At 70.0% G+C, this 22,596-nt stretch carries 22 protein-coding genes, 3 tRNA genes and 1 pseudogene; 10 read left to right on the forward strand and 16 right to left on the reverse strand.

Translation table 11 applies throughout. The features are described from left to right. Positions 1–198: 198 nt before the first annotated feature. The gene (locus miv_RS21595; RefSeq protein ID WP_207178774.1) at positions 199–1,488 is read right to left on the reverse strand and encodes a radical SAM protein; all 1,290 of its coding nucleotides are present in this window, start codon (positions 1,486–1,488) and stop codon (positions 199–201) included. Between the two features lie 459 nt (positions 1,489–1,947). On the opposite strand from miv_RS21595, the gene miv_RS21600 reads away from it, so the two are divergent. After that, positions 1,948–3,156, forward strand: a complete 1,209-nt coding sequence (locus miv_RS21600; RefSeq protein WP_048429723.1) for an alpha-hydroxy acid oxidase — start codon at positions 1,948–1,950, stop codon at positions 3,154–3,156. 52 nt (positions 3,157–3,208) lie between these two features. On the opposite strand, the gene miv_RS21605 is transcribed toward miv_RS21600, so the two are convergent. Then, positions 3,209–3,472, reverse strand: a complete 264-nt coding sequence (locus miv_RS21605) for a hypothetical protein (RefSeq protein WP_207178775.1) — start codon at positions 3,470–3,472, stop codon at positions 3,209–3,211. A gap of 221 nt (positions 3,473–3,693) precedes the next feature. Between miv_RS21605 and miv_RS21610 the strand changes: the two genes are divergently transcribed. Further along, the gene (locus tag miv_RS21610; protein WP_165602072.1) at positions 3,694–3,834 is read left to right on the forward strand and encodes a hypothetical protein; all 141 of its coding nucleotides are present in this window, start codon (positions 3,694–3,696) and stop codon (positions 3,832–3,834) included. Between the two features lie 44 nt (positions 3,835–3,878). Here miv_RS21610 and miv_RS21615 read toward each other — a convergent pair whose 3' ends face one another. From miv_RS21615 to miv_RS21625, 3 genes are all read right to left on the reverse strand, one after another. Continuing rightward, a complete protein-coding gene (locus miv_RS21615) occupies positions 3,879–4,355 on the reverse strand; it encodes a hypothetical protein (protein WP_048429721.1) in 477 nt (158 codons plus the stop codon). A 69-nt stretch (positions 4,356–4,424) separates the two neighbouring features. Beyond that, positions 4,425–4,769 carry a hypothetical protein gene (locus tag miv_RS21620; protein WP_207178776.1) on the reverse strand — a complete coding sequence of 115 codons (345 nt, stop codon included), beginning with the start codon at positions 4,767–4,769 and terminating at the stop codon, positions 4,425–4,427. A 303-nt stretch (positions 4,770–5,072) separates the two neighbouring features. Beyond that, positions 5,073–5,148 (reverse strand) — tRNA-Glu (locus miv_RS21625). Between the two features lie 645 nt (positions 5,149–5,793). On the opposite strand from miv_RS21625, the gene miv_RS21630 reads away from it, so the two are divergent. Continuing rightward, entirely contained in the window at positions 5,794–6,132 is a 339-nt protein-coding gene (locus miv_RS21630) for a PilZ domain-containing protein (protein ID WP_082711427.1), read from the forward strand. A 260-nt stretch (positions 6,133–6,392) separates the two neighbouring features. Here the strand turns inward: miv_RS21630 and miv_RS21635 are convergent, their stop codons facing one another. The 3 genes and pseudogenes from miv_RS21635 to miv_RS33930 all read right to left on the reverse strand — a co-directional run. Next, positions 6,393–7,775: a class II 3-deoxy-7-phosphoheptulonate synthase gene (locus miv_RS21635; RefSeq protein ID WP_207178778.1), complete on the reverse strand. Its 1,383-nt coding sequence runs from the start codon at positions 7,773–7,775 to the stop codon at positions 6,393–6,395. Between the two features lie 138 nt (positions 7,776–7,913). Continuing rightward, complete coding sequence (locus miv_RS21640; RefSeq protein ID WP_207178779.1) at positions 7,914–8,219, reverse strand: AzlD domain-containing protein; 306 nt, start codon at positions 8,217–8,219, stop codon at positions 7,914–7,916. A gap of 316 nt (positions 8,220–8,535) precedes the next feature. After that, positions 8,536–8,964 (reverse strand): annotated as a pseudogene (locus tag miv_RS33930) (AzlC family ABC transporter permease); the annotation flags it as partial. A 182-nt stretch (positions 8,965–9,146) separates the two neighbouring features. Between miv_RS33930 and miv_RS21650 the strand changes: the two are divergent. Further along, positions 9,147–9,974, forward strand: a complete 828-nt coding sequence (locus miv_RS21650) for a helix-turn-helix transcriptional regulator (RefSeq protein ID WP_207178781.1) — start codon at positions 9,147–9,149, stop codon at positions 9,972–9,974. Positions 9,975–9,983: 9 nt separating this feature from the next. On the opposite strand, the gene gor is transcribed toward miv_RS21650, so the two are convergent. From gor to rpiA, 4 genes are all read right to left on the reverse strand, one after another. Next, positions 9,984–11,381, reverse strand: a complete 1,398-nt coding sequence (gene gor / locus miv_RS21655) for a glutathione-disulfide reductase (RefSeq protein ID WP_207183589.1) — start codon at positions 11,379–11,381, stop codon at positions 9,984–9,986. 5 nt (positions 11,382–11,386) lie between these two features. Next, a complete protein-coding gene (locus tag miv_RS21660) occupies positions 11,387–12,643 on the reverse strand; it encodes an O-antigen ligase family protein (protein ID WP_244748644.1) in 1,257 nt (418 codons plus the stop codon). Further along, positions 12,640–13,182 (reverse strand): DUF2059 domain-containing protein, encoded by a 543-nt coding sequence (locus miv_RS21665; protein WP_048460984.1) that lies wholly within the window; start codon positions 13,180–13,182, stop codon positions 12,640–12,642. The genes miv_RS21660 and miv_RS21665 overlap by 4 nt, the downstream gene beginning before the upstream one ends. Positions 13,183–13,245: 63 nt before the next feature. Then, positions 13,246–13,956 (reverse strand): ribose-5-phosphate isomerase RpiA, encoded by a 711-nt coding sequence (gene rpiA, locus miv_RS21670; RefSeq protein WP_048460983.1) that lies wholly within the window; start codon positions 13,954–13,956, stop codon positions 13,246–13,248. 202 nt (positions 13,957–14,158) lie between these two features. Here rpiA and miv_RS21675 point away from each other — a divergent pair, with 202 nt between their 5' ends. Beyond that, complete coding sequence (locus tag miv_RS21675; RefSeq protein WP_207178783.1) at positions 14,159–14,695, forward strand: hypothetical protein; 537 nt, start codon at positions 14,159–14,161, stop codon at positions 14,693–14,695. 601 nt (positions 14,696–15,296) lie between these two features. Here the strand turns inward: miv_RS21675 and miv_RS21680 are convergent. Further along, a complete protein-coding gene (locus miv_RS21680) occupies positions 15,297–15,722 on the reverse strand; it encodes a hypothetical protein (RefSeq protein ID WP_207178784.1) in 426 nt (141 codons plus the stop codon). Between the two features lie 203 nt (positions 15,723–15,925). Here miv_RS21680 and gph point away from each other — a divergent pair, with 203 nt between their 5' ends. Further along, complete coding sequence (gene gph / locus miv_RS21685) at positions 15,926–16,639, forward strand: phosphoglycolate phosphatase (RefSeq protein ID WP_207178786.1); 714 nt, start codon at positions 15,926–15,928, stop codon at positions 16,637–16,639. Positions 16,640–16,775: 136 nt separating this feature from the next. On the opposite strand, the gene miv_RS21690 is transcribed toward gph, so the two are convergent. From miv_RS21690 to miv_RS21700, 3 genes are all read right to left on the reverse strand, one after another. Next, positions 16,776–16,850: transfer RNA gene (locus tag miv_RS21690), tRNA-Val, on the reverse strand. A gap of 127 nt (positions 16,851–16,977) precedes the next feature. Further along, a tRNA-Val gene (locus miv_RS21695) sits at positions 16,978–17,052 on the reverse strand. 63 nt (positions 17,053–17,115) lie between these two features. Next, positions 17,116–18,906 (reverse strand): ABC transporter ATP-binding protein/permease, encoded by a 1,791-nt coding sequence (locus miv_RS21700; RefSeq protein WP_207178788.1) that lies wholly within the window; start codon positions 18,904–18,906, stop codon positions 17,116–17,118. A 456-nt stretch (positions 18,907–19,362) separates the two neighbouring features. On the opposite strand from miv_RS21700, the gene miv_RS21705 reads away from it, so the two are divergent. The 4 genes from miv_RS21705 (at position 19,363) to miv_RS21720 (ending at position 22,591) form a co-directional block, all read left to right on the forward strand. Next, positions 19,363–20,007 carry a 2OG-Fe(II) oxygenase gene (locus miv_RS21705; protein ID WP_207178790.1) on the forward strand — a complete coding sequence of 215 codons (645 nt, stop codon included), beginning with the start codon at positions 19,363–19,365 and terminating at the stop codon, positions 20,005–20,007. Between the two features lie 155 nt (positions 20,008–20,162). Beyond that, positions 20,163–20,999 (forward strand): hypothetical protein, encoded by an 837-nt coding sequence (locus miv_RS21710; RefSeq protein WP_207178791.1) that lies wholly within the window; start codon positions 20,163–20,165, stop codon positions 20,997–20,999. Between the two features lie 160 nt (positions 21,000–21,159). Beyond that, positions 21,160–22,059: a ParA family protein gene (locus miv_RS21715; protein ID WP_207178793.1), complete on the forward strand. Its 900-nt coding sequence runs from the start codon at positions 21,160–21,162 to the stop codon at positions 22,057–22,059. After that, positions 22,049–22,591, forward strand: coding sequence for a hypothetical protein (locus tag miv_RS21720; protein WP_048429124.1), 543 nt, complete (start codon positions 22,049–22,051; stop codon positions 22,589–22,591). The genes miv_RS21715 and miv_RS21720 overlap by 11 nt, the downstream gene beginning before the upstream one ends. Positions 22,592–22,596: the final 5 nt, after the last annotated feature.

Consider the following 22,596-nt stretch of genomic DNA (forward strand, 5'->3'; position numbering starts at 1 on the left):
GGCTCCCCCGACGCCTCGAATGGTTGGCGTGACGAAAGGGCAGGGGACACTCCGCGAACCAGAGCATACGGGTCTCACCCGACGCGGACGGCACCTTCACGCCTTTCGGTAATCCGTGGGCACTCCCATGTGGCCCGTCCCCCGGAGTGGGAAACGGGCCCCGTCGGCAGGCCCGGCGGTTCATGGAGGATCGTGGGTTCACCCGGCCGCTGGCCACTGCACGGCGGCGGAGAAGTCCTGGGTGTGGTTGCGCAGCCTCACGGTGAGGGCGAGCGCATCGGGCATCGACTGCCCCCCGAGTGGGACTCGGAACAGGAAGCCGCAGCGGGCACCCTGCGCATTGCTGCGGGCCGCGGCCACGTCGTGGCGCAGATCGTGGGTCTGGGTAACCTGCCGATGCGAGCCTGCGATCAACTCGACCTCGTCGACATAGCTGCCGTCGGCGCCGAGGGACCAGCCGCTCACCGTCAGCATGTTGCCGCGGGTCACGCGGCATTCGTCGATATAGAGAGAAGCGTTCTCCCGGTCGCCCAGCTGCGACCGGGCTGGATCCAAGTGGCCGGAGACGCGCGAGCCGATCATCATCGCGGCGGCGGGCGAAATTTTGGTTCGACGCGAGCGGATCGGGATCTCCGCCATGGTGTCGTTGGTGTAGCGAAGCGAGCGGGTCTTCGAATTCGTGACGATGAAGAGCAAGCTGTCGAGACCGAATTCGTCGGCGAGCACCTGCGCTCGGATTAGGTCGTCGGGGTGGTCGTTGCCGTCGAACAGGATGTACTTCCACTCGACGAAGGTGTCGGGATGGCCGTGGAGCTTGGCATCGCGCATGAACCGCAGTGCCTCCTCCAGGGAACCGTTGATGCGGTACTTCTGGTACTCTTCCTGCCGCACTCCATCGCACGATACGACCACGCGGTCGATGTATGTGCCGCCGAGGCTCGCGCGGAAATCGGCATTTCCGGTCGTGGTGACCTCCTGGATCGTCCCCGGCGAGAGCGCTCGTACCGTCTCGACCAAGTCGCGGAAGTTGGGATGCAGCAGCGGTTCGCCCCAGCCGAGATAGTGCACCTCGTCGACCGCGATGTCGGAGCGCACGCAACTGCGGATAAGGTTTCCGAGCAGTTCCGGCGAGAGATGATCATCGCTCCGACGCCGTCCCAGTTCCTGCCGACGCTTGCAGGACGGGCAGGCCAACCGGCAGTCCAGGGTCGGCTCGACCATGATCCGCACGCGCGATTCCAAAGTGTCCACTGGCTGGTCATGCGGAGAGAAGCAATCGCAGGTCTCGCATTTGCCCGGCCATGGCACGCGGCCGTCCTGGAACGAGCGTCGAATATGCTCGTAGATCGCGCCCCCAAAGACCTGTCTGATCGACCATCCCGGCTTGTTGGCCACGTCCCCGACATGGATATAATATCCATTGCTGTCGTCACATGACAGATGCCCGTCGGCCTTCAAGGTCAGCTGACGCAGGATACGACAATCCATGACGATTCCTCCCGAATTTGGCGGGTATTTGCTGTTCTTGAGAGGTTTTTACGGTATTTTTCATACCCCGTGTGTGGCCGGCAAGTCACGAATGGGCCGCATCGACTCGGGCACCCGGAACCGGTGAGGAGTTCAGCCACACAATCCGTTGCCATCGCGCCGTCGAGGCCGCCCGCGGCGTCATCCTGGACCTGCGCGACCGCGGCGAGATCGGCGACGACGCGTTCTTCCGCCTGGAGGAAGAACTCGAGGGGACCGAACTGAGCGCGACGCCGCGGGACGAGGTGGTCCCGTAGATTCCCGCGCGGGCGGGCCGCGCCGGGCGCAGGGCAAAAACGATGGTCAGACCGGAACGGTTGAGGGTATTTCGGACAGGTGAGGCTCAATAAGCCCGCGCGCGGAGCGATGACCCGCGCGCCAGAACAGACGCACGAGCGAGACGCCATGCAAGCCACCCGAATGCCCTCGTCGCGGCCGCCATCCTGGGCGTCGCGGTTCTTCGCGGGCGGCCCCGTCACCTGCATCGAGGACCTGCGGGTGCTCGCCGAGCGGCGGGTGCCGCGGATGTTCTACGATTACGCCGATTCCGGTTCGTACACGGAGGGCACCTACCGGGCGAACGAGGACGATTTCTCCCGGATCAAGCTGCGCCAGCGCGTCGCCGTCGACATGACGAACCGCACGCTCGCCAGCACCATGGCGGGCCAGCCGGTGAGCATGCCGGTGGCGCTGGCGCCGACCGGCCTGACGGGGATGCAGCACGCCGACGGCGAGATCCTGGCCGCCCGCGCCGCCGCCAAGGCCGGCGTGCCGTTCACGCTCTCGACCATGAGCATCTGCTCGATCGAGGACGTGGCCGAGAACACCGACGCCCCGTTCTGGTTCCAGCTCTACGTGATGCGCGACCGGGACTTCATCGACCGGCTGATCGACCGCGCCAAGGCGGCGCAATGCTCGGCGCTGGTGCTCACCCTCGACCTCCAGATCCTGGGCCAGCGCCACAAGGACGTGAAGAACGGCCTCTCGACCCCGCCCCGGATGACGATCCCCAACATCGTCAACCTGGCGACGAAGCCGCGCTGGTGCCTCAACATGCTGCGCACCCAGCGGCGCACCTTCCGCAACATCGTCGGGCACGCGCAAGGGGTGGGGGACCTGCGCTCGCTCTCGTCCTGGACCGCCGAGCAGTTCGATCCCCGCCTGAACTGGGACGACGTCAAGCGCATCCGCGACCGCTGGGGCGGCAAGCTGATCCTGAAGGGGATCCTCGATCCCGAGGACGCGGAGCTGGCCGCGCAGAGCGGCGCCGAGGCGATGATCGTCTCGAATCACGGCGGCCGCCAGCTCGACGGGGCGATCTCGTCGATCGAGGCCCTGCCCGAGATCGTCCGGACGGTGGGCGACCGGATCGAGGTCCTGATGGATGGCGGCATCCGCTCGGGGCAGGACGTGATCAAGGCGCTGGCGCTCGGGGCGCACGGCGTCTTCATCGGCCGCGCCTTCCTGTACGGGCTCGGGGCCGGCGGCGAGGCGGGCGTGACCCAGTGCCTCGACATCATCCGCAAGGAGCTCGACGTCACGATGGCGATGTGCGGCCTGCGCGACGTGCGCCAGGTCGACGAGCGCATCCTCGCCGGCAAGCCGGCCTTCGCCAACCGGCCGTACTGAGTCCTCCCGAAAAAGCTCCGCCCGGTCCGAGGACCGGGCGGAGCGGAATCCGTTACATGCGGTGCATGTGGCGGTGCATCATGCGGTGCCGCATCATGTGCCGGCGGTGCATCATATGGCGGCGATGCATCATGTGGCGGTGCATGCGGTGGTGGCGCATCATCCGGCGCTCGCCGCGGGTCATCTGCACCGTTTCCACCATGGGGGCGGCCTGGATGCCGGCCGGGCTCGCCGGGGCGGCGGAGGCCGCGCCGATGCCGAAGGTGAGGCTGCCGAGAACGGCCGCGGCCGCGAGGCTCAGGGTCATCTTCTTCATCTTGGTGTCTCCTCTGCACGGCCCCTCCCTGCGGCGAGGCCGGCCCGTTGAGCGGGTCCCTTAAAAGAATCTTCCAACGGTGAAGGTTCCGACGAACCGTCTCTTTTTTCCGGAAGCCGGGATTTAAAAAAGTGTTGCCGGGTCCGTATCCGGCCGCCCTGTCGCGCGTTTCCCCCCGCATCCCGACGGGTGCCAAGCCTACGCGAGGGAGCGCCGACCACATGCACGAGGGCATTCGCATCCAGGCCGACGCGGACGGCACCTTCACGCTCTACAGCGACACCCGGGTGATCCTGCGCGGTCTCACCCGCGAGCGCGCCTACCGCCTCGCCGGCCAGCTCGGCGAATTCGTGGAGTATTGAGGCCCGCGGCGGGCCCGACGCCCACCGGCATGCGGGTCGCCTCGCTACGTCCGGCCTGCCCGGATCGGGGTCTCACGAACGGTTCTGCCGTCGAAGTCGTAGCGGATCTTGCCCGGCCCGTTGCCGAGCTTATCGAGGACGAAGGCCGGGTGGCCCGTGCCCGGGACCAGCTCGCCGTCCTCCGCGCAGGTTCCGAAGGTCGGCGTCGCACGCAGGCCCTCGCGGTCGTAGGTCAACCACGCATACATGGCCGGGCAGGCATTGCCGCCGGTGAACACCCGCAACAGGACGCTGTCGCCCGATTTCGTCACGACATCGGGCAGGGATTCACTGTCGATCAGGGCCTCCTTGTCGCCGCCGGCATGGACGACGAGGCCGTGGCCGTTCTCGTTGCCCTCGACCCCGTTGATCTCGATCGAGACCTTGCCGCGCGGCATGTCGAGCCAGATCAGCGAGGGCTGTCCCTCGGCCAGGGCTGCCGTGGACAGCATCAGGAACGGGAGAAGAGCTGAGCGGCGCATGTGATCCTGATCCTTCCTGCATCGTGAAGCGCGTCCGAGCCGCCGGCGATCGGACAAGGGGCGCAACCGCTACGGCTCGGCCCCGAGCCTGCCGAGCCGCTCGCAGCCCGCTTTGGTCGCGGCCGGATTCGCTTTCGTGGTCGCGGTCATGCCGTCGACGGCCGTGTCGTAGAGGCGAGCGAAGGTCGCTGCAGCCATCCCCTTGGACGCGAAGCGCTTCTGCAGGTCGGCCCGCCGCAAGGCCGCGGCCGCGCGATCGATCTTGCCGCAGGCCATCGCGATGGCGGTGGACTGGCCGCTCGCCGTGACGACGGCCGCGTCGTCCCGGGGGTCGATGACCTGAGCCCGCGACGGTCCGGACAGAAGCAGCACCGCCGCGAGGACGATCGCCAACTGGCGTGGCTGGCAGGTCATGTCCAGGCTCCCTCCCGCGATCCGGCTTCGCCCCGCACCCGGAGCCATCCCTCGGACCGCGACCGAATAGCCTGCCGCGTCGGCGGCGCCCATTAGTACCGGTGAGCTATGGACGCGTCTCCGCCGCTGGGGCAGGCGGGCGCTGCCCGCCGGCGGGACGCCGTTCGACGCGCGGCAGGGGGATCTCGGCGGGCCGGAATACGGCGAGCGGACGGCATCTGCGCTCGCCCTCGACGCGGGTTCACGCAGCCGTTTCACGATCTCGAAGATGAACCCGCGGCCAAAAACAACTCTTCGAAGAGTTGGCGCTCCCAAGGGGACTCGAACCCCTGTTTTCGCCGTGAGAGGGCGACGTCCTAGACCGCTAGACGATGGGAGCTGTCCCGGCGGGATGGCGGCTGTATAGCGACGGTTCGGTCCGGGCGCAAGCCGCGGTGTCGGTCATCCGTTCGAGCCTCTCGGCCGGACCGTGACGGGAGACGTGCGGAGAGCCCAAGGCTCGGGGTTCCGGGCCGCCTTCTGGATCTGTAGGCCGCCCCCCTTCGGAGGGCACGCGCACCGTCCCCCGGACCAAGGCCGCGTCGATCGCCCGGAGATCCAACCGTGTCGTTCCTCCATGCGCACGGTACACGACACGACTTGGATGCGGTCCGCCCGGCCCTCGGCCTCTCGTCAGCCGTCCGTCTTTCCCCGATCTCCTTCCGCTGCGCTGAATTCGTCCGGGACAAGGGCCGGCCCATCCCGGAACGTCGATCTCCCGGCATGCGCATCCCTCAGGGTCGCGGACCGCGCTCCACGCGTCGAGAGATCAAGCACTCGGACATAATCCCACAATCTTCCGACCTAGACCTTCGGAGATAAAAATCGACCTATGCCTTGTTGCATATCGCGAATACGCGTAAATATATCTTAACCGACAAAGGACATGCGGTTTTTATGAAGCCGATATATCCTATTACCCAAGGTAATAAAGCGGAGCGGCTGTGGTGGACGCCGCTCCGACGAAACACGGGACGCAGATGAAATGAACGCCGACTCGGCCATGGCGAGCGGAGACAGGAACGACGCTCCGGAATCTCCCGAGCCGGATGCGAGGCGCCATCCCCGCTACGTCACCTCGATGCCGGCAACGATCCTGCTGTCGCTCTACGACCATATCCCCTGCGTCATCCGCGATCTCTCGGATGGAGGCGCCAGAATCGGCTTGTCTCCCCGTTATGCGCTCACGGATCGCTTCTGGATCGTCACCCGGCACGCCGAGATCACACGTCGTGTCCGGCTCGTATGGCGGCATGGTGAGTTCGCGGGAATCGCGTTCGACCGGCCACTCGGATATCCATCGCGTCATACGATGTCCGCCTGATCGCTTCGCGATGCGGAAATCGGCGTCGCCCAAGCACCGGAAGGGCTTGTGAGACAGTATCCGGAAGGATCGTCCGGCTTTGGCCTCACGGGTGGGCAAGGGGTGCGTTGGCCCGTGCCGGGACATTCACGTACGGCACCGCGGCTTACGGCCGGACAGGGCGCGGAAGATCATCGCTGGACGCGAAAAGGCCCGGGACGGACACCACCGGCCGGCGGCGCCCATCCCGGGCCTTGCAACATCGCGACGGAACGAGACGCCTACTCGGCGGCCTCGATCCGGGGATGCTCGTGCTGCTTGCGCTCGCGCTTGACGAGGTCGGCGGTCAGGAAGGCCACCTCGAGCGCCTGCTCGGCGTTGAGGCGCGGGTCGCAATAGGTGTGGTAGCGGTCGCGCAGGTCGTCCGCCGTCAGCGCCCGGGCGCCGCCGGTGCACTCGGTGACGTTCTTGCCCGTCATCTCGAGGTGGATGCCGCCGGCATGCGTCCCTTCCGCCTGGTGGATGTCGAAGAAGCCCTGGATCTCCTTCATCACCCGCTCGAACGGCCGGGTCTTGTAGCCGCTCGCCGTCACGGTGTTGCCGTGCATCGGGTCGCAGGACCACACGACCTTGCGGCCCTCGCGCTCCACCGCCCGGACGAGCGCCGGGAGGTGGTCGCCGACCTTGTCGGCGCCGAAGCGGCAGATCAGGGTCAGGCGGCCGGCCTCATTCGCCGGGTTCAGCACGTCCACGAGCCTGATCAGGTCGTCGGCCTTCAGCGACGGCCCGCATTTGAGGCCGATCGGGTTCTTGATGCCCCGGGCGAACTCGATGTGGGCGTGGTCGGCCTGGCGGGTGCGGTCGCCGATCCACAGCATGTGGCCCGACGTGGCGTACCAGTCGCCGCTCGTCGAATCGACCCGGGTCAGGGCCTCCTCGTAGCCGAGCAGCAGCGCCTCGTGGCTGGTGAAGAAATCGGTCTGGCGCACCTCCTGGTGCGTCTCCGGGTTGATGCCGATCGCCCGCATGAAGTCGAGGGTCTCGGTCATGCGCTGCGCCAGGTCGGCATAGGCCGAGGACTGGGGCGAGTCCTTGACGAAGCCGAGCATCCAGCGATGCGCGTTCTCGAGGTTGGCGTAGCCGCCGGTCGCGAAGGCGCGCAGCAGGTTCAGCGTCGCCGCCGACTGGCGATAGGCCTCGGTCTGGCGGTTCGGGTTCGGCACCCGCTCGGCCTCCGTGAAGCCGATGCCGTTGACGATATCGCCGCGATAGCTCGGCAGCGCCACGCCGTCGACGGTCTCGACCGGCGAGGAACGCGGCTTGGCGAACTGACCGGCGATGCGCCCGACCTTCACTACCGGCGAGCCGCCCGCGAAGGTCAGCACCAGCGCCATCTGCAGGAAGACGCGGAAGAAATCGCGGATGTTGTCGGCGGAATGCTCGTCGAAGCTCTCGGCGCAGTCGCCGCCCTGAAGCAGGAACGCCTCGCCGGCCGCGACCTTGGCGAGGTTCTGCTTCAGCTTGCGCGCCTCACCGGCAAACACCAGCGGAGGAAAGCTCGCGAGCTGCCGCTCCACCGCCGAAAGGGCCGCGGAATCCGGATAATCCGGGACCTGCTGAATCGGCAGCCGCCGCCAGCTCGTGGGGGTCCAACGCTCGCTCATCGTCCTCTCCTACCGCACCTCTTCGATAACCGGTCAGGTCGGTCGCGGAAGCCGGGCTTATAGGGGGGTTTGGGCCGTCGCGCGAGGGGGTCGTTCCTCGTGATTTGGGGTCATGCCGTACGGCTCGTTCCGTCAGAGCTAGGATAGGACCGCCTTGAACAGCACGAAGGCGCACACGCCCGACAGCACCGTGAAGAAGAGGCTCCGGCTGAACGCTCCGATGGCGAGCGCCGTCGCGGCGGCGAGGGACGAGACGCTCCAGCCGGACGCGGTTCGCGCAGGATGCACGATCAGGTCGACGGCGACGATCGCCGCCATGACGGCGGAGGGCACGAAACCGAACCAGAGCACCGCCGGCCGCGGCAGCGGACGCCGTGACAGGAGCAGGATCGGCAGGGTGCGGGCGCACACCGTGACGGCGGCGCCGAGCAGGATGGCGGTCACGACGGAACCGTTCATTGCCCCCCCGAGGCCGGCTCAGGCGCGCGGCGGCCGCCGCCGTCGCCCCGGCGAGCGCGCCCGACAGGAGGGCGAGGTTCGGCGGCAGGAGCCCGAGCGCCGAAGCCGAGACACCGGCCGCGACGGCGACGGACACCAACTCCTCTGCCCGGCTCCGGCTCGCCAGGACCGCGAGCAGCAAAAGCCCGACGAACATCGCGGTGAGGCCGAAGGACAGACCGTCGGTGACGGAGGCCGGCAGGGTCCGGGCGAAGACCGCCCCCAGGCCGTTCGCGACGATCCAGTTCAGGTAGGCGATCGCGTTGACGCCGAGAAGCCACCGGAACGGCAGGAAACCGTGCTGAACGGCATAGCCGGAGGCGACCGCGAAGGTCTCATCGGTCAGGAGCGCGCCGCCGACGACTTTCTGTATCGGCGTCTGGCCACGACAATATGGCGCCAGGGCCGAACTCATCAGCAGGTAGCGGATGTTCACCAGCAGGATCGCGGTGGCGATCGCGAGCGGCCCGGCGCCCGCAGCGGCCATGCCATAGAACAGGAACTGCGCCGAGCCTGCATAGAGCAGCCCGGCGAGCAGGAGGACCTCGGAAAACGGGAACCCGGACAGCGTCCCGACGCCGCCGGCGGCAAAGCCGATGCTCCAGTAGCCGAGGACGGTGGGGAGGCAGGCCGCGACCCCCTGTACGAACAGGCCGCGGGACGGGTGATCGATCGAAGATCCAGGCGGCATCGAACTCCTCGCCGGCAATCCGGACCGGCGCCGACCTGATGTCGGGCGACCGGTACCGATGCGGCAGGACGCCTATCCGGCCGGAGGCCGCCGTCGATAGGACATCCCTGCTGTTGGGAAAATCCTGCGGTCGACCGGTATCGGCCCCGGCGCTACACCGGCGGCGTCGGAACGGTGCGGCGATGAAGGACAGGATCGAGCTCTGGCACGACAGCGAGGTTCTCGGAGGGATCGACCTCCTGCGGGCCGAGTGCCGGACGTGCCGCTACGACGCGCACGCGCACGACGCCTTCGTGATCGCCGCGTTCCGTGCCGGAGCCCAGAAGTACAGCATCGCCGGAGCGCGCGGCGTGACGTCGCCCGGAACGGTGATGATCATCCCGCCCGGCGAGGTGCATACGGGGGAGCGAGCGGCGCGGGACGGCGGCTGGATCTACTCGGCCCTCTATCCGAGCGCCGCCGCCCTCGATCGACTATCGAGCGAACTCTTCACCGCACCCCATGGAGGACTCGATCTCGGGACGACGTTCCTGATCGAGGATGAGGCGTTGGCCCAGACTCTCCTGTCCGCGGTCGACGTCGCCGCCCGATCGGCCGAGGCGATGCGGCGGCAGGAGGCGATCGGGCGGGCGCTCGCGCTCCTCGTTCGCCGACACGGGCGAAGCACACGTCCCTTGGCGCCGCGGCGGCTGGTCCCGGCTCCGATCCAGCGGGGAATCGACTACATCATGGGCAACCTCGACCGCCGCCTGGCGATCGCGGAGGTCGCCATTCAGGTCGGCCTGAGCGAGTTCCACGTCATGCGGCTGTTCAAGGCCCGAACCGGCATGACCGTGCACCAATACGTCGTCCATCGGCGGCTCGAAGCCGCCAGGGCCGCGCTGGCGCGGGGCATACCGCCGGCGGAGGCGGCGGCGCGCTACGGCTTCTACGACCAGAGCCACTTCACCGGCCATTTCCGGCGAGCCTTCGGAACCACCCCGCGGCGTTACGCGGATGCCTGCCGGTAGCGGCGGCCCTCAGCCGACAGCGACCGGCTGCTTGACCACCGAGGGCGTACGCATCGTCACCAATTCCTCGCCGGCGGTCGGGTGAACCGCGATCGTGCGGTCGAAATCGGCCTTCGTCGCCCCCATCGTCACCGCGATGCCGACCGCCTGGATGATCTCGCCGGCATCGTGGCCGAGCACGTGGACGCCCACCACCCGGTCGCTCGCGCGATCGACGATCACCTTCATCAGGATCCGCTCGTCGCGGCCCGAGAGCGTCGCCTTCATCGGCCGGAAGCGGGCCTCGTAGACGTCGATCTCGCCGTGGAGGCGGCGCGCCACCTCCTCGCCGTGGCCGACGACGCCGATCTCCGGCGTCGAGAACACCGCGGTGGGGATCAGGTCGTGGTCGACCGCCCAGGGTTTCTGGCCGAACACCGTGTCGGCGAAGGCGTGGCCCTCGCGGATCGCGATCGGGGTCAGCGCCGCGCGGTTGGTGACGTCGCCGACGGCGTAGATCGAGGGCGCGGCGGTCTGCGAGAAGCGATCGACGGGGATCGCCCCGACCGAATCCAGGGTGATGCCCGCCTTTTCCAGCCCGAGCCCGGCGACGTTCGGGCGCCGCCCGGTCGCCACCAGCACCTGGTCGACCAGGATCTCGCTGCCGTCGTGCAGGGTGGCGCAAATCGCGCCGTCGCGCCGGTCGAGGCGGTGGACGGTGGTGTTCAGGCGCAGGTCCATCCGCTTGGCATAGGCCTCGCCCAGCGCCTGGCGGATCTCGCCGTCGAAGCCGCGCAGCAGCCGGTCGCCGCGATGGAGCAGGGTGGTGCGGGTGCCCAGGGACGCGAAGACGCCGGCGAACTCGACCGCGATGTAGCCGCCGCCGACGACCAGGATCCGCTCCGGCTGGGTCTCGAGTTCGAACACCTCGTTCGACGTGATGGCGAGCTCGGCGCCGGGAATCAGCGGCTCCTTCACCGGGTGGGCGCCGACCGCGACCAGGATGTGGCGGGCGCGCACGAGGGTGCCGGAGCGGACGAGCCGCACCGTGTGCGGGTCCTCGATCACGGCGCGGTCGGCCACCACCTCGACGCCGGCCCGCATCAGGTTGGTGGCGTAGATGCCCTCGAGCCGCGTCACCTCGGCGTCGCGGCGGGCCTTCAGGGTCGCCCAGTCGAAGCGCGGGGTGCCGACCTCCCAGCCGAAGCCGGCGGCGTCCTCGAACTCGTCGCTGAAGCGCCCGGCATAGACCATCAGCTTCTTGGGCACGCAGCCGCGGATCACGCAGGTGCCGCCGACCCGGTACTCCTCGGCGAGCTGCACCCGGGCGCCGTAGCCGGCGGCGATGCGGGCGGCCCGCACGCCGCCGGAGCCGCCGCCGATCACGAACAGGTCGACGTCGAACGCGTCGTTGCGGGTCTCGGTCATGGCGCTCACCGCTCGGTCCTTGGATCTTGCGTCGGATCTTGCAACTGATAGGGCAGGGCGCGCAGCCAGGCGATGGCGCCGCCGACGCCGGCGGTCCACCAGGCCTGCCAGGCGCCGTGCTCGACGAAGGCGACGATGCCCGCGCCGGCGAACAGCGCGAGCGCCATGGTCCGGGCCGTCGCGGCCCAGTTCGAGACCGCCCGCAAGGTCAGCACGATGACGAGGGCGGCCAAGGCCGCGCCGACCACCCCGAGCTCGGCCCAGACCTGCAGGAAGCTGTTATGCGGATGCCCGACCGCCAGCATGAAGCGCATCTCGGGCTCGACCCGCTCGGCGACCGGCACGTCCTGGAACCGCGCGCTGGTGCCGTAGCCGGCCCCGCGCCACGGATCGGCGGCGACCGCCGCCCCGAAGCTGCGGGCGATGGCGACCCGGGCCCGGGTGCTGCTGCCGGCGAGCCGCTGATGCAGGGCCTCGGGCATCGTGCGGGCGAGGAGGTCGCCCTCGACGGGCGCGAGGACCAGCGCCCCGAGGAGCGCGGCCCCGGTCAGGCCGAGGCCGAGCCGGGCCGGCAGCCGGCACAGGGCGAGAAAGGCGACGGCGCCGCTGGCGAGCCCCAGCACCGTGGCGCCGCTGACCGAGCGCCAGGCCGCGATCGCGAACACCGCCAGCGCCAGCGCCGCGAGCGCGCGCCGGCCGGCAGCGACCAGGACGAGCGCCAGCGTGCCGACGAGCAGCATCACGGTCAGGAGCGGCCGGTTGAAGGCGAAGGCGGCGGCGCGCTGGCCGAGCGCCTCGCGGATCACGAGGCCGGAGGCGAGATCCACGACCACGTAGAGGCAGGTCGCGATCAGGATCCAGGCCGCCGGCGCCGCGACGCGGCCGAGATGCGGCGGCGCGAGGCGGGCCACCAGGTAGGCGCCGAGCAGGGCCGGCAGGAACTCGGACAGGGCGCGCAGCGACAGGCCGGGGAGCGGGCTCCAGGCCAGGCTGATCCCGCACCAGGCCAGGAAGGCCAGGGCGGCGACGCCGAGCGGCGTCGCCAGCGGCGCGACGAGGAGCGGCCGCAGGGGCCGGCCCGACGCCGCGGCGCCGGCGAGCAGCAGCAGCCCGGCGAGGCCGACCACCACCGGGCTCGACCGGTTGGCGACCGCCATGCAGGCCGGCAGGGCCGCGATCACGACGGCGCCGAGACGCTCCAGCGTCGCGGCTCTCCCGCCGGCTGGCGAGGCCGATGTCCCGGCGGGCGTCGCGGCGATCACTGAAGCTGGTGGCCGCGCTTGCCCATCTCGGCCCGGACCCGGACCATCATGTATTCCGAGACCTCCTGGGTCCAGGTCTGCATCGCCTGGACCATGTCGTCGAGGACCTGGGGCTGGGTCTCGACGTAGCGCTTGCCCGACGGCGAACGGAAGAAGGTCGCGATGTCGCGCAGTTCTCCCTCGGAGAGCTTGTTGGCGTAGATGCGCGAGGCGGTGTCGATGATGCGCTGCTTCTGCAGCTCGAGCTCGGGCTGCAGCTTCTCGATGACCTCGTTGAGATCCTTGGTCAGCTCGGGCCGGGTGACCGCCGCCTGCCGGATCTGCTCGCCGAAGGCCGGGAGGATCGAATCGAACGAGCGGGCGATGCCGGAGGAGAGCATGACCTCCTTGGCGAGCGCGAGATGGCTCGGGGTGATCGCGCCCGCCTGCGGGGCGGCCGGGGCGGCGGGGGCCGCCGGCTTCGTCTGGGCGAGGGCCGGGCTGGCCATGGTCGCGGCAAGGAGGCCCGCCAGGAGGACACGGGAACGGCGCGGGGACATCGTTTTGCTCCGGAAGACGGCGCCCTGAGCGGGCGACCGTGACGAGGACAGGCGGGTGGCGCGTCAGGCCGCCCCGAGGGTGACGATGCGGGGCTGGCCGTCGGCCGCCTCCGCGACGATCGCGCCGGTGGCCAGCCCGAGGAACAGGCCGTGCTCGACCACGCCCGGCACCGCGACGAGGGCGCGCGCCAGCGCCTCCGGGTCGGGGATGCGGCCGAGGCCCGCATCGAGGATGAAGTGCCCGCCATCGGTGACGAAGGGCGTGCCGTCGGCGCCCTTGCGCACCGCGAGCGGCCCGGCGCAGCCGGCGGACCGGATCGCCGCCGCGACCGCCAGGGTGGTGGCGACGAGGCCGAACGGCACCACCTCGATCGGCAGGGGGAAGCGCCCCAGGGTCTCGACGCGCTTGGCGCCGTCGACGATCACCACCATGCGGCGGCTCGCCGCCGCCACGATCTTTTCGCGGAGGAGCGCGCCGCCGCCGCCCTTGATCAGGCGCAGCTCGGGGTCGATCTCGTCGGCGCCGTCGATCGTCAGGTCGAGATCCGGCGTGGCGTCGAGCGTGGTCAGCGGGATGCCGGCGGCCTCGGCCGCCATGCGGGTCGCCTCGGAGGTCGGCACGCCGACGACGGTGAGGCCGGCCCGCACCCGCTCGCCGAGCAGCGCGACGAAGAGCGCCGCCGTCGAACCGGTGCCGAGGCCGAGGCGCATCCCGTCCTCGACCAGGGCGACCGCGCGGGCGGCCGCGGCGCGCTTGAGCTCGGCGGGGCTCAACGCCGGTCCCCGCAGGACGAACGGATGAAGGCAATCAGCATGGCAACCCGCCGCATGTGGTCTCACGTCGGCGAAGCGCCCGAAAACGGCCGGCCCCGCCGATCGAGAGGCCCCTAGCACGCGGCCGGGGGAGGCGGAAGCGGCCATCCAGCCTCGCCCGTGAGCGCCGCCGGTGCTAGGATGCCTTGGAAAGGGCCAGCCCATGATCGATGCCGCGCTCATCGACCTGACGCATCATCTCAGCCGCCAGCCGCCCGCCATCGTCTCGCCTTCCCTCGCTCTGCGCGGTGCCGTGACGGCGCGCGCGTCCGAGAGGCTGGTTCGTGATGCGGAGCGCTGGAATGCCGACTGGGCGCGGGATGCCGAGACGCAGGTCGATGCCTTGCGGGCTCGGCTGGAGACAGAACCGGTCGCGACACGGGAGCTGCATCAGCTGGACCGGCTCATCGATCTCCTGGCGGAGCAGACCGACGCGCAGGCGGCAACGTTCCGAAATCTCGAGAAGCGTACGCGGCGGTTTCTCAAGCGAGTGAAGGCGGTTGCCCCCAATGACGCGGTGCGCCTTGCTGCCGAGCGCGACCGGCTGTTCGCCGCCTACGCTCGGTCCTGCCTGATCCGGTTCGAACTCGTCCTGGCGCTTCGCGCGCTCCGAGCGAGCCACGATCCCGCTGCACGGTCCGGACCAGTCTTCACCAATTCGGCCGTCCTGGAAGATTATCTGCGAGCGCCTGCCGCCTGATGGTGGCGCTACGGATTTCGGATCGCTTCCGTGCGCGCCTTGCTCTCCTGTCCGAGGGGAGACGCGAGCAGATCATCAACCGGATCACGGTACACGACATTGAAGTAAGTGGAGGCCACCACGCGGGCGTTCCACCCCCTTTCCCGGACGACTGGAGCGTCAGCGGAAGGAGATCCGGGATCCAGCAGAGGACATGCCGCGAAGCGGCTCACCCTGTTGCACCGTCGCAGACAATGAGACGCTTCGCGGCTTTTCGTGCTGGATTCCGGATCTCCTTCCGCTTCGCTTCAGTCGTCCGGAAAAGGGGTTGGTTTGCAATGGGTCATGAAGCTTGGCTGCACGGCTCCCGGCCAGGGTCGTGTACCGTGCAACCGGATGATCCGGTTCCAGCGCGATCCACAGGAACCCCAGCTGCGATTGCGGCCACTGCGATGCGCGCCAGGCCACTACCTAATCGATAGCGCCCGCTACGATCGCATCGTCCTACGGACGGACCTGATCGATGGCGAAGCGGTCTACACCGCCATCGATTGCGGCGGCCACGAGATCATCGAAGAATGGGAGCGGGCCGCTCGTCCACCGTCGTCGTGAGTTCAGCGCGTCAGGGCTTGCTCGCCGGGGCCGGGGCCGATCCGGTCCGCGGGACCTCGCTGCCCGCATTGCCCTGCGGCGTGCACACCACCGCGTCGTCGAGAACGTAGCAGATGCTCATCGCGCCGGTGCGGTGGTTGACCCGGAAGACGCCGGCCTCGCGCAGGTGGCGCGACGCCACCAGGCCGTATTCGGACGGGGCCTGCGGCCCGGCGCCCTCGCCCGGGCCGAAGCACAGGGTGGTGCCGATCGTGTTCTCCTGCAGGCCGTACTGGCAGGAGATCACCTCGCCGGTGGCCTTGTCGACCCGGTAGACCCGGTTGAGGTCGGCCTGGGGGGCCGGCACGAACTCGTAGGACGCCGCCCGCGCCGCGCCCGCCATGAGCAGGCCCGCCACGACGGCCGCGCCGATTCGATAACCCGTTCTCCCGCGCATGGCGCGCCGCTCCTCGACCCTGTCGGGGGTTCGGCCCGCGCCCGCACGGCGCGGCGGCCAACCCGTCCGCATGCGCGCGTTATAGCTCGGGGCGGCTTGTCCCGGGCTGGGCATTCGGGCGGGGGCGTGCGCGTCGGGCTTGGCCGTGCGCGCCGTCGGCCTGTAAGGGAGGCCACCCACGCCATCGCAAGCCGCGAGATCCCATGCCGAGCGAATCCTCCACGCCAAAGACCGCTGCCGGCCCCGCGCCGATCGTGGTGTTCGATCTCGACGGTACGCTGGCGGAGACCGCGGGCGACCTGATCGGCACGCTCAACGTGATCCTCGCCCGGGAGGGTCTGCCGCCGGTCGCGCTGTCGCAGGCGCGCGAACTGATCGGGGCGGGCGCCCGGGCGCTGATCCAGCGCGGTTTCGCGGCCGGAGGGCGCGAGCTGGCGCCCGACAAGCTCGACGAACTGTTCCTGGTGTTCCTCACCCATTACGGCCAGCACCTGTGCGAGGTGTCGCACCTCTTCCCCGGCGTGGTGGAGTCCCTCGACCGGCTCGAGGCGGCGGGCTACCGCCTGGCGGTCTGCACCAACAAGCCCGAGGAGCATTCCCTGCGCCTCCTGGAGCTCCTCGGCGTCAAGGAGCGCTTCGCGGCGATCTGCGGCCGCGACACCTTCCCGTATTTCAAGCCCGATCCGCGCCACCTCACCGAGACGATCGCGCTGGCCGGCGGCGATCCGGCCCGGGCCATCATGGTCGGCGATTCCCGCACCGACGTCGCCACCGCCAAGGCGGCCGGCATCCCGGTGGTGGCGGTACCGTTCGGCTATACCGACGTGCCGGTGGAGGAGCTGGAGCCGGACGTGGTGATCCAGCATTTCGACGCGCTGTACGACGCGGTGCGCCGGCTCGATCCGGGCGTGGCCTGATCGTCGAAGCGACGGGCCCGACACCCTCGGCCTCATCCCGGGCTCCGCTTGCGCGGCCCCGGGATGACGAGGCGGGTCGTCAGGGATGTCGAGGATGCCGGACGACGTCCGGTTCGGATCGGGGATTTGGAAGGAATGGTGGGCGCGACAGGGATTGAACCTGTGACCCTTCGCGTGTGAAGCGAATGCTCTCCCGCTGAGCTACGCGCCCGGCTCGGCCGTGATGCGGGACGACGAGAGGCCCAAGGGGCGTACTCGTCGGAGGCCGAAACTCCGATCGTCGAGACAGTGTGGCGCGGGGTGCCACGGCTCAACCGATCGAACAGTCCAGTAAAGGGTGGTGGGCGCGACAGGGATTGAACCTGTGACCCTTCGCGTGTGAAGCGAATGCTCTCCCGCTGAGCTACGCGCCCGGTGAGCCGGCTTCTAGGCGGGGCGACGCGGCGCGTCAAGGCGCTTCGTCGCCCCGTTTCCGGCTACTCCGCCGGGACCGCCGCGGCGAGGTCGGTCGGCACGAAGCGGCCGTCCTCGCGGCGGGCCATGTCGATCCGCCGGTCGTGGAAGGCGGTCAGCGTCGAGCGGTGGCCGATCGACACGATCGTGGTGCCGGGCAGTTCCTCCCGCAGCATCCGGTAGAGCGCGGCCTCGGTGGGCTCGTCGAGGGCGGCGGTGGCCTCGTCGAGGAAGAGCCAGTCGGGCTTGGCCAGCAGCGCCCGGGCGATGGCGAGGCGCTGCTGCTCGCCGAGCGACAGGGCCTGGGCCCAGGGCGCCTCCTCGTCGAGGCGCGCCGCCAGATGCGGCAGCCGCGCCGCCTCGAGGGCCGAGCGGATCGCCGCGTCGTCGTGCTGGCCGGTGGGCTGCGGGTAGGTCGCGGCGGCGCGCAGGGTCCCCATCGGCAGGTAGGGGCGCTGCGGCAGCAGCATCAGGCGGGCGCCCTCCGGGGTCGTGACCGAGCCCTCGCCGAACGGCCAGATGCCCGCGATGGCGCGAAACAGCGTCGACTTGCCCGAGCCCGAGGGGCCGGTGAGCAGGGTCGTCTCGCCGGGCCGGAACGAGAGGGCGGGCGCCTCGGCGATGCGGCGGCCGTCCGGCAGGTCGAGGGCGAGGCCCTTCAGGTGCAGTCCGGCATCGGCCGCGGGCACGACCGCGAGCGCGCTGCCCGCGGCCATCGCGTCGGCCCGGTTCATCGCGGCGTCGAAGGTGGTGAGCCGGTCGACCTGCGCCTTGTAGTCGGCGAGCGTGACGTAGAACGTGATGAAGAACGACATCGTGCTCTCGACCCGCGAGAACGCGCCGGCGGTCTGCGTCATCACCCCGAGCGGGATCTGGCCGGCGAAGTAGTAGGGCGCGACCAGGATGTAGGGGATCACCACGTTGACCTGCTGGTAGCTGACCGTGAAGGCGGCGAGCTTCTTGCGGCGGTCGACGATGGCGTAGAAGTTCTGGATCAGCGCGGAGAAGCGGTCGCCGAGAGAGACCTTCTCGGCCCGGGAGCCACCGAGCAGGGCCACCTGCTCGCCGTATTCCCGCAGGCGGGCCAGCGAGAAGCGGAAATCCGCCTCGCGGCGCTGCTGCTCGAAGTTGAGGCCGACGAGCGCGCGGCCGATGCGGTGGGTGATCCAGGTGACGAGCGCCGAATAGATCAGCGCGCCCCAGACCAGGAAGCCCGGCACGTGCCACTCGGTCCCCGGCACCGTGAAGGCGGCCGAGATGTTCCACAGGATCACCGAGAACGAGATCAGGTTCGAGACCGCCGACAGGAAGCTGATGGTCAGCGACTGGGTGGTCTGGGTGAACTGGTCGATGTCGTCGGCGATGCGCTGGTCGGGGTTGTCGGCCTGGGCGCCGGAGAAGCCCATGCGGTAATGGGTGTCGTTGCCGAGCCAGCGCTCGACGTAGTGCCGGGTCATCCAGGCCCGCCAGCGGATGCGCAGGAACGACTGGATCACGTACTGGATGATCGCGCTCGCCACGTAGACCGCGGCCCAGAGGCAGAACACCGAGAACAGCAGCGACCAGAACGCCGCGGCGTCCTTGCCCTGGATGGCGTTGAACCAGTCGCGGTTGAAGTAGGACAGGCGCACGTTGATGGCGACCTGGGCGAACTCGATGCCGATCACCAGGGCCGCCATGGTGAGCGCGACCCAGCGTTCCTGCATCTTCACCGCCGGCAGCGGCCACAGCCGCACGGTCGTGACCTCGCGGGTGGTGTAGTAGGGATAGGCCAGGCGCCAGATCTGCAGGAGGGCCTGCTTCAAGCCTTGCATCGCGGTCTCCGGGCCGCCCGGGGGCGGGCCTCAAGGCGGGCCCGCCTGTGAGGGCGGGCCGGGGAAGGGGTGCGGTCCGGGCCTGGGTCGTTGCCCGCCGGCCGTCCCGCCATGGGTCGACCCCGTGGCAGGACCATGGCACCGTTGCCGTGGCAAGTTAAACCGCGTCCACCTCGGCGGACTCCCGGGAGGGAGCGCGGGCGCAGGAGCCGTCCTGGCGCTCGTCGCGTCCGATCGCTCGCCAAGACGTGAATGCGACGCGGCCGGCACGGCCTCCGCGAGCATCGCGGCCGCACGGACGGCCGCGATGCCGTGTCGGTGCCGCAATCGGATGCAACACCCGGGTCGTCGCTTGCCTCCCGGGCGGATGGCTGCAAGATCCGATGGGCGCGCACCGCCGTCATCACTCCGTCGACGCTCCCTTCTTCGTCGTCTTCCCTTTCGGCAGTTTCCTCGATGAACGTTCCAGCCCTGGCGTCGTCGATCCTCGACCTCGACGCGATCCGCGCCGCGCCCCTGACGCAGGCGCCCTACCGCTACGTCCTCGGCCGACAGGTGATCCGGTCCGAGGCGGTGCCCGCGCTCCTGCGCGACTTTCCGGCCATCGAGAAGCCGGGCTACCTCACGCTGGACGAGGTGGGCCTCGCCGGACGCTTCGGGGACCTCGTCGCGGAACTGGAGAGCGACGCGGTCTCGCGGGTGCTGGGCGAGACGTTCGGCATCGACCTCGTCTCCTGCCCGCGCCTGACCACGGTCATGCGGCGCTCGCAGTCCAAATACGGGGCGATCCACACCGACGGCGCCGCCAAGGTGATGACGCTCCTGCTCTACATGAACGAGGCCTGGGAGACGGCGGAAGCCGGTCGCCTGCGGGTGCTCTACGACGGCGAGCGGTTCGATCCCTACGCGGTCGAGGTGCCGCCCACCATGGGGACGATGTTCGCCTTCCTGCGCGCCGACAATTCCTGGCACGGCCACCGGCCTTTCGCGGGCGAGAGGCGCGTCGTGCAGGTCGCCTGGATGAGGGATGCGGCCGAGCTCGCGCGCAAGCGCCGACGCAACCGGACGTCGCAGCTTCTGAAGGGCATCTTCCGTCGGTAGAAGGACCGGCGGCTCGAATCCGGCGCGACCGGAAAGATGACTTGGGGGCACCGACGACTTGACGCATTCTCGCGGCCCTGGGCCAATGTCCACAATGGCTTGCGAGCGCTCGACGACGCGACCGCCGGCATCGGCCGGGGCACCCTGGGGGTAGCATGAGGGCGTTTCACCGCGCGGGCCTGTTCGTGGCCGGCCTGTTGGGGCTGGCCGCCGCGGCCGGCATGGCCGGAGCCGGCCGGGCGGTCGCGCAATCCGACCTCGAGATGCCCGCGGATGCGCCGGTGCTCTCGAAACCCTACCGCTCCACGGTGCCGATCTTCCGCCGCCGGCTGCCGCCCCCGGATGCCGTGCCGGACGAAGGAACGCGTCCGGCCGCTGGCTGGCGCGAGCCGCCGGGCCGGGCCGCCGCCCGCGACCGGGCGCCACCCGATGCCGGCAAGCGGGATCTGGACAAGCGGGACGACGACAAGGACGAGACCGCGCCGCGCGGCACGGCCCAGGGCGAGACCGGTTTCGGCCCGGTGAAGCCCGCCCCCGCGAGCGATCTCGCCGCCGACGACGAGGTGGAGGAGCGGGTGCCGGCCGGCCGGGGCCAGTCACGCCTCGTGCCCGAGCCGCGCCGGGAGACCCGGGCCGCGCCGCGCACGCCGACCGCGCAGGCCGAGCGCCCGCCCGAGACCGAGCGGGACGAGGACGAGACGCCGGCCTATGCGGGCGTCTGGGGTCCGAGCGCGGCGGCCTGCGCCAAGCGGCGCTCCGCCCGGCACGGTTTCCTGCCGGCCGTGATCCGGCCCGGCAGCGCCCAGGCCGGCAAGACCCTGTGCCGGTTCCGCGAGACGCGCCGCGCGGGGCGGACCTGGACCACGACGGCCTCCTGCCAGGCCGCGGGCCGTCGCTGGACCTCACGGGTGCGCCTGACGGTGGTGGGCAACCGATTGACCTGGGCGAGCGAGCGCGGCTCGTCCAGCTACACGCGCTGCTCGGGCGGCTGACCGGCCCTTGCTGCCCCCTGCGCCGGACCGGTGCAACCGGCCTTGACTCGCCTCGCGCGCCGGTGGTGGAAAGGGGTTCCGCCGTGAAGAGAGCCCCGATGGCCCCGTCCCGCCCGCCCGCTGCGCCGCGGTCCCGCGCTCCCGCCCCGCGGGCCGGCGCATGACCGGCAAACTGGTCGCGGTCGCCAACATGAAGGGCGGCGTCGGCAAGACCACCAGCGTGGTGATGCTGGCCGATGCGCTCGCCGCCGGCGGCGCGTCGGTGCTGGTGATCGACCTCGACCCGCAGGCGAGCGCCTCGGTTTGCTTTGCCGGCGATGCCGTCCTTGCCGAGATGATCACCGGGGGACGCACCCTCGACTATTATCTCGGCCTGCGCATCGTCGACCGCGACAAGGCCACCTTGCCGGACTTCATCCGCGATCACGTCTCGAGCACCACGCATCTCGGCGAGCCGCTGCCGATCTCGCTCCTCGCCTCCGGCCCGTCGCTTCGCATCGTCGAGCGCGAGATCATCTATGCGCTCACCAAGCGCAAATACTCGATGCACGCCATCGAGGGCCACCTGTGGAAGTTGTTTCAGGAAGACTTCGTACCCTTGCGCGAACAGTATGACTACGTGCTGTTCGACTGCGCCCCCGGCATCTCGCCGATGACCGAGGTGGCGATCCGGGCGAGCGACCTCGTGGTGGTCGCCTGCATCTCGGATTTCCTGTCCACCTACGGGCTGAAGGCGTTCTACGAGACGATCTGGGGCGTCGGCAGCGCCTCGGAGAGCATGCTGGCCCCCAAGAAGCCCCCGCATGTCCTGATCACCCGCTGGCAGAACACCAAGCAGCAGGCCACCACCTACGCCACCCTGCAGGCGAGCGCCGCGGCGGACGACGCGCGCTTCCGCCTGTTCCGGACCCGCGTGCCGCAATCGGCCGCCCTGGCGAACGCGCTGACCCTCGAGTATCAGACCTTTGCCAACAAGTATCGCGACGCCACCCGCGACCTGATCGGCGAGGTGATCACGCCCGTGGTGGCCGAGCTGAAGGAGGCCCTGGATGGCGCTTGAGATCGACGGCCTCGCGGTTTTGTGCGCGATCGCGGAGGCACCCGAGGCCTTCCCGGCGATCCGCAGCGACGTGACCAAGGCCGCCCACGCCCTGGTGACCAAGCAGCTGAAGGCCAAGACCCTCGATCTCCCGGGCCTGCGCGCCGTGCGCGAAGCCCTGGGCCCGCAGCCCCTGGCGCTGATCGTCGACGGGCTGAAGGATGCCGAGGTGAAGGCCCTGGCGACCCGCCTGGACAAGCACCACCCGGACCTCAAGGACGCGCCGGCGGTGACCCATCGCCGTCACCTGATGGCGCTCGCCGGCACTCTCGCGCCCGTCTCCGCACCGGCGGCGAAGCCGAAGGCCAAGGCGCCGGCACGGCCCAGGGCCGGTGCGAAGTCAGCGGCCAAGTCCGCGGCCGGTCCCGCCGCCGAGCCGGCCGCCGCCTCCGCCGAGGGCCCGACCGCGGCATCCCCGGCCGCACCCGCGGATGCCCTCGCATCCGCCGCGATGGCGGCCCGCCCGCCGCGGCGACCGCGGCAGCAGGATTGACGGGA

Source organism: Methylobacterium indicum, from assembly GCF_017347565.1.
GTDB classification, from domain to species: domain Bacteria; phylum Pseudomonadota; class Alphaproteobacteria; order Rhizobiales; family Beijerinckiaceae; genus Methylobacterium; species Methylobacterium indicum.

Bases quoted from the DNA above. Each gene is read 5' to 3' on its own strand.
- miv_RS21595 (WP_207178774.1), bottom strand. From the start codon at position 1,488: ATGGATTGTCGTATCCTGCGTCAGCTGACCTTGAAGGCCGACGGGCAT.
- miv_RS21600 (WP_048429723.1), top strand. From the start codon at position 1,948: ATGCCCTCGTCGCGGCCGCCATCCTGGGCGTCGCGGTTCTTCGCGGGC.
- miv_RS21605 (WP_207178775.1), bottom strand. From the start codon at position 3,472: ATGAAGAAGATGACCCTGAGCCTCGCGGCCGCGGCCGTTCTCGGCAGC.
- miv_RS21610 (WP_165602072.1), top strand. From the start codon at position 3,694: ATGCACGAGGGCATTCGCATCCAGGCCGACGCGGACGGCACCTTCACG.
- miv_RS21615 (WP_048429721.1), bottom strand. From the start codon at position 4,355: ATGCGCCGCTCAGCTCTTCTCCCGTTCCTGATGCTGTCCACGGCAGCC.
- miv_RS21620 (WP_207178776.1), bottom strand. From the start codon at position 4,769: ATGACCTGCCAGCCACGCCAGTTGGCGATCGTCCTCGCGGCGGTGCTG.
- miv_RS21630 (WP_082711427.1), top strand. From the start codon at position 5,794: ATGAACGCCGACTCGGCCATGGCGAGCGGAGACAGGAACGACGCTCCG.
- miv_RS21635 (WP_207178778.1), bottom strand. From the start codon at position 7,775: ATGAGCGAGCGTTGGACCCCCACGAGCTGGCGGCGGCTGCCGATTCAG.
- miv_RS21650 (WP_207178781.1), top strand. From the start codon at position 9,147: ATGAAGGACAGGATCGAGCTCTGGCACGACAGCGAGGTTCTCGGAGGG.
- gor (WP_207183589.1), bottom strand. From the start codon at position 11,381: ATGACCGAGACCCGCAACGACGCGTTCGACGTCGACCTGTTCGTGATC.
- miv_RS21665 (WP_048460984.1), bottom strand. From the start codon at position 13,182: ATGTCCCCGCGCCGTTCCCGTGTCCTCCTGGCGGGCCTCCTTGCCGCG.
- miv_RS21675 (WP_207178783.1), top strand. From the start codon at position 14,159: ATGATCGATGCCGCGCTCATCGACCTGACGCATCATCTCAGCCGCCAG.
- miv_RS21680 (WP_207178784.1), bottom strand. From the start codon at position 15,722: ATGCGCGGGAGAACGGGTTATCGAATCGGCGCGGCCGTCGTGGCGGGC.
- gph (WP_207178786.1), top strand. From the start codon at position 15,926: ATGCCGAGCGAATCCTCCACGCCAAAGACCGCTGCCGGCCCCGCGCCG.
- miv_RS21700 (WP_207178788.1), bottom strand. From the start codon at position 18,906: ATGCAAGGCTTGAAGCAGGCCCTCCTGCAGATCTGGCGCCTGGCCTAT.
- miv_RS21705 (WP_207178790.1), top strand. From the start codon at position 19,363: ATGAACGTTCCAGCCCTGGCGTCGTCGATCCTCGACCTCGACGCGATC.
- miv_RS21710 (WP_207178791.1), top strand. From the start codon at position 20,163: ATGAGGGCGTTTCACCGCGCGGGCCTGTTCGTGGCCGGCCTGTTGGGG.
- miv_RS21715 (WP_207178793.1), top strand. From the start codon at position 21,160: ATGACCGGCAAACTGGTCGCGGTCGCCAACATGAAGGGCGGCGTCGGC.
- miv_RS21720 (WP_048429124.1), top strand. From the start codon at position 22,049: ATGGCGCTTGAGATCGACGGCCTCGCGGTTTTGTGCGCGATCGCGGAG.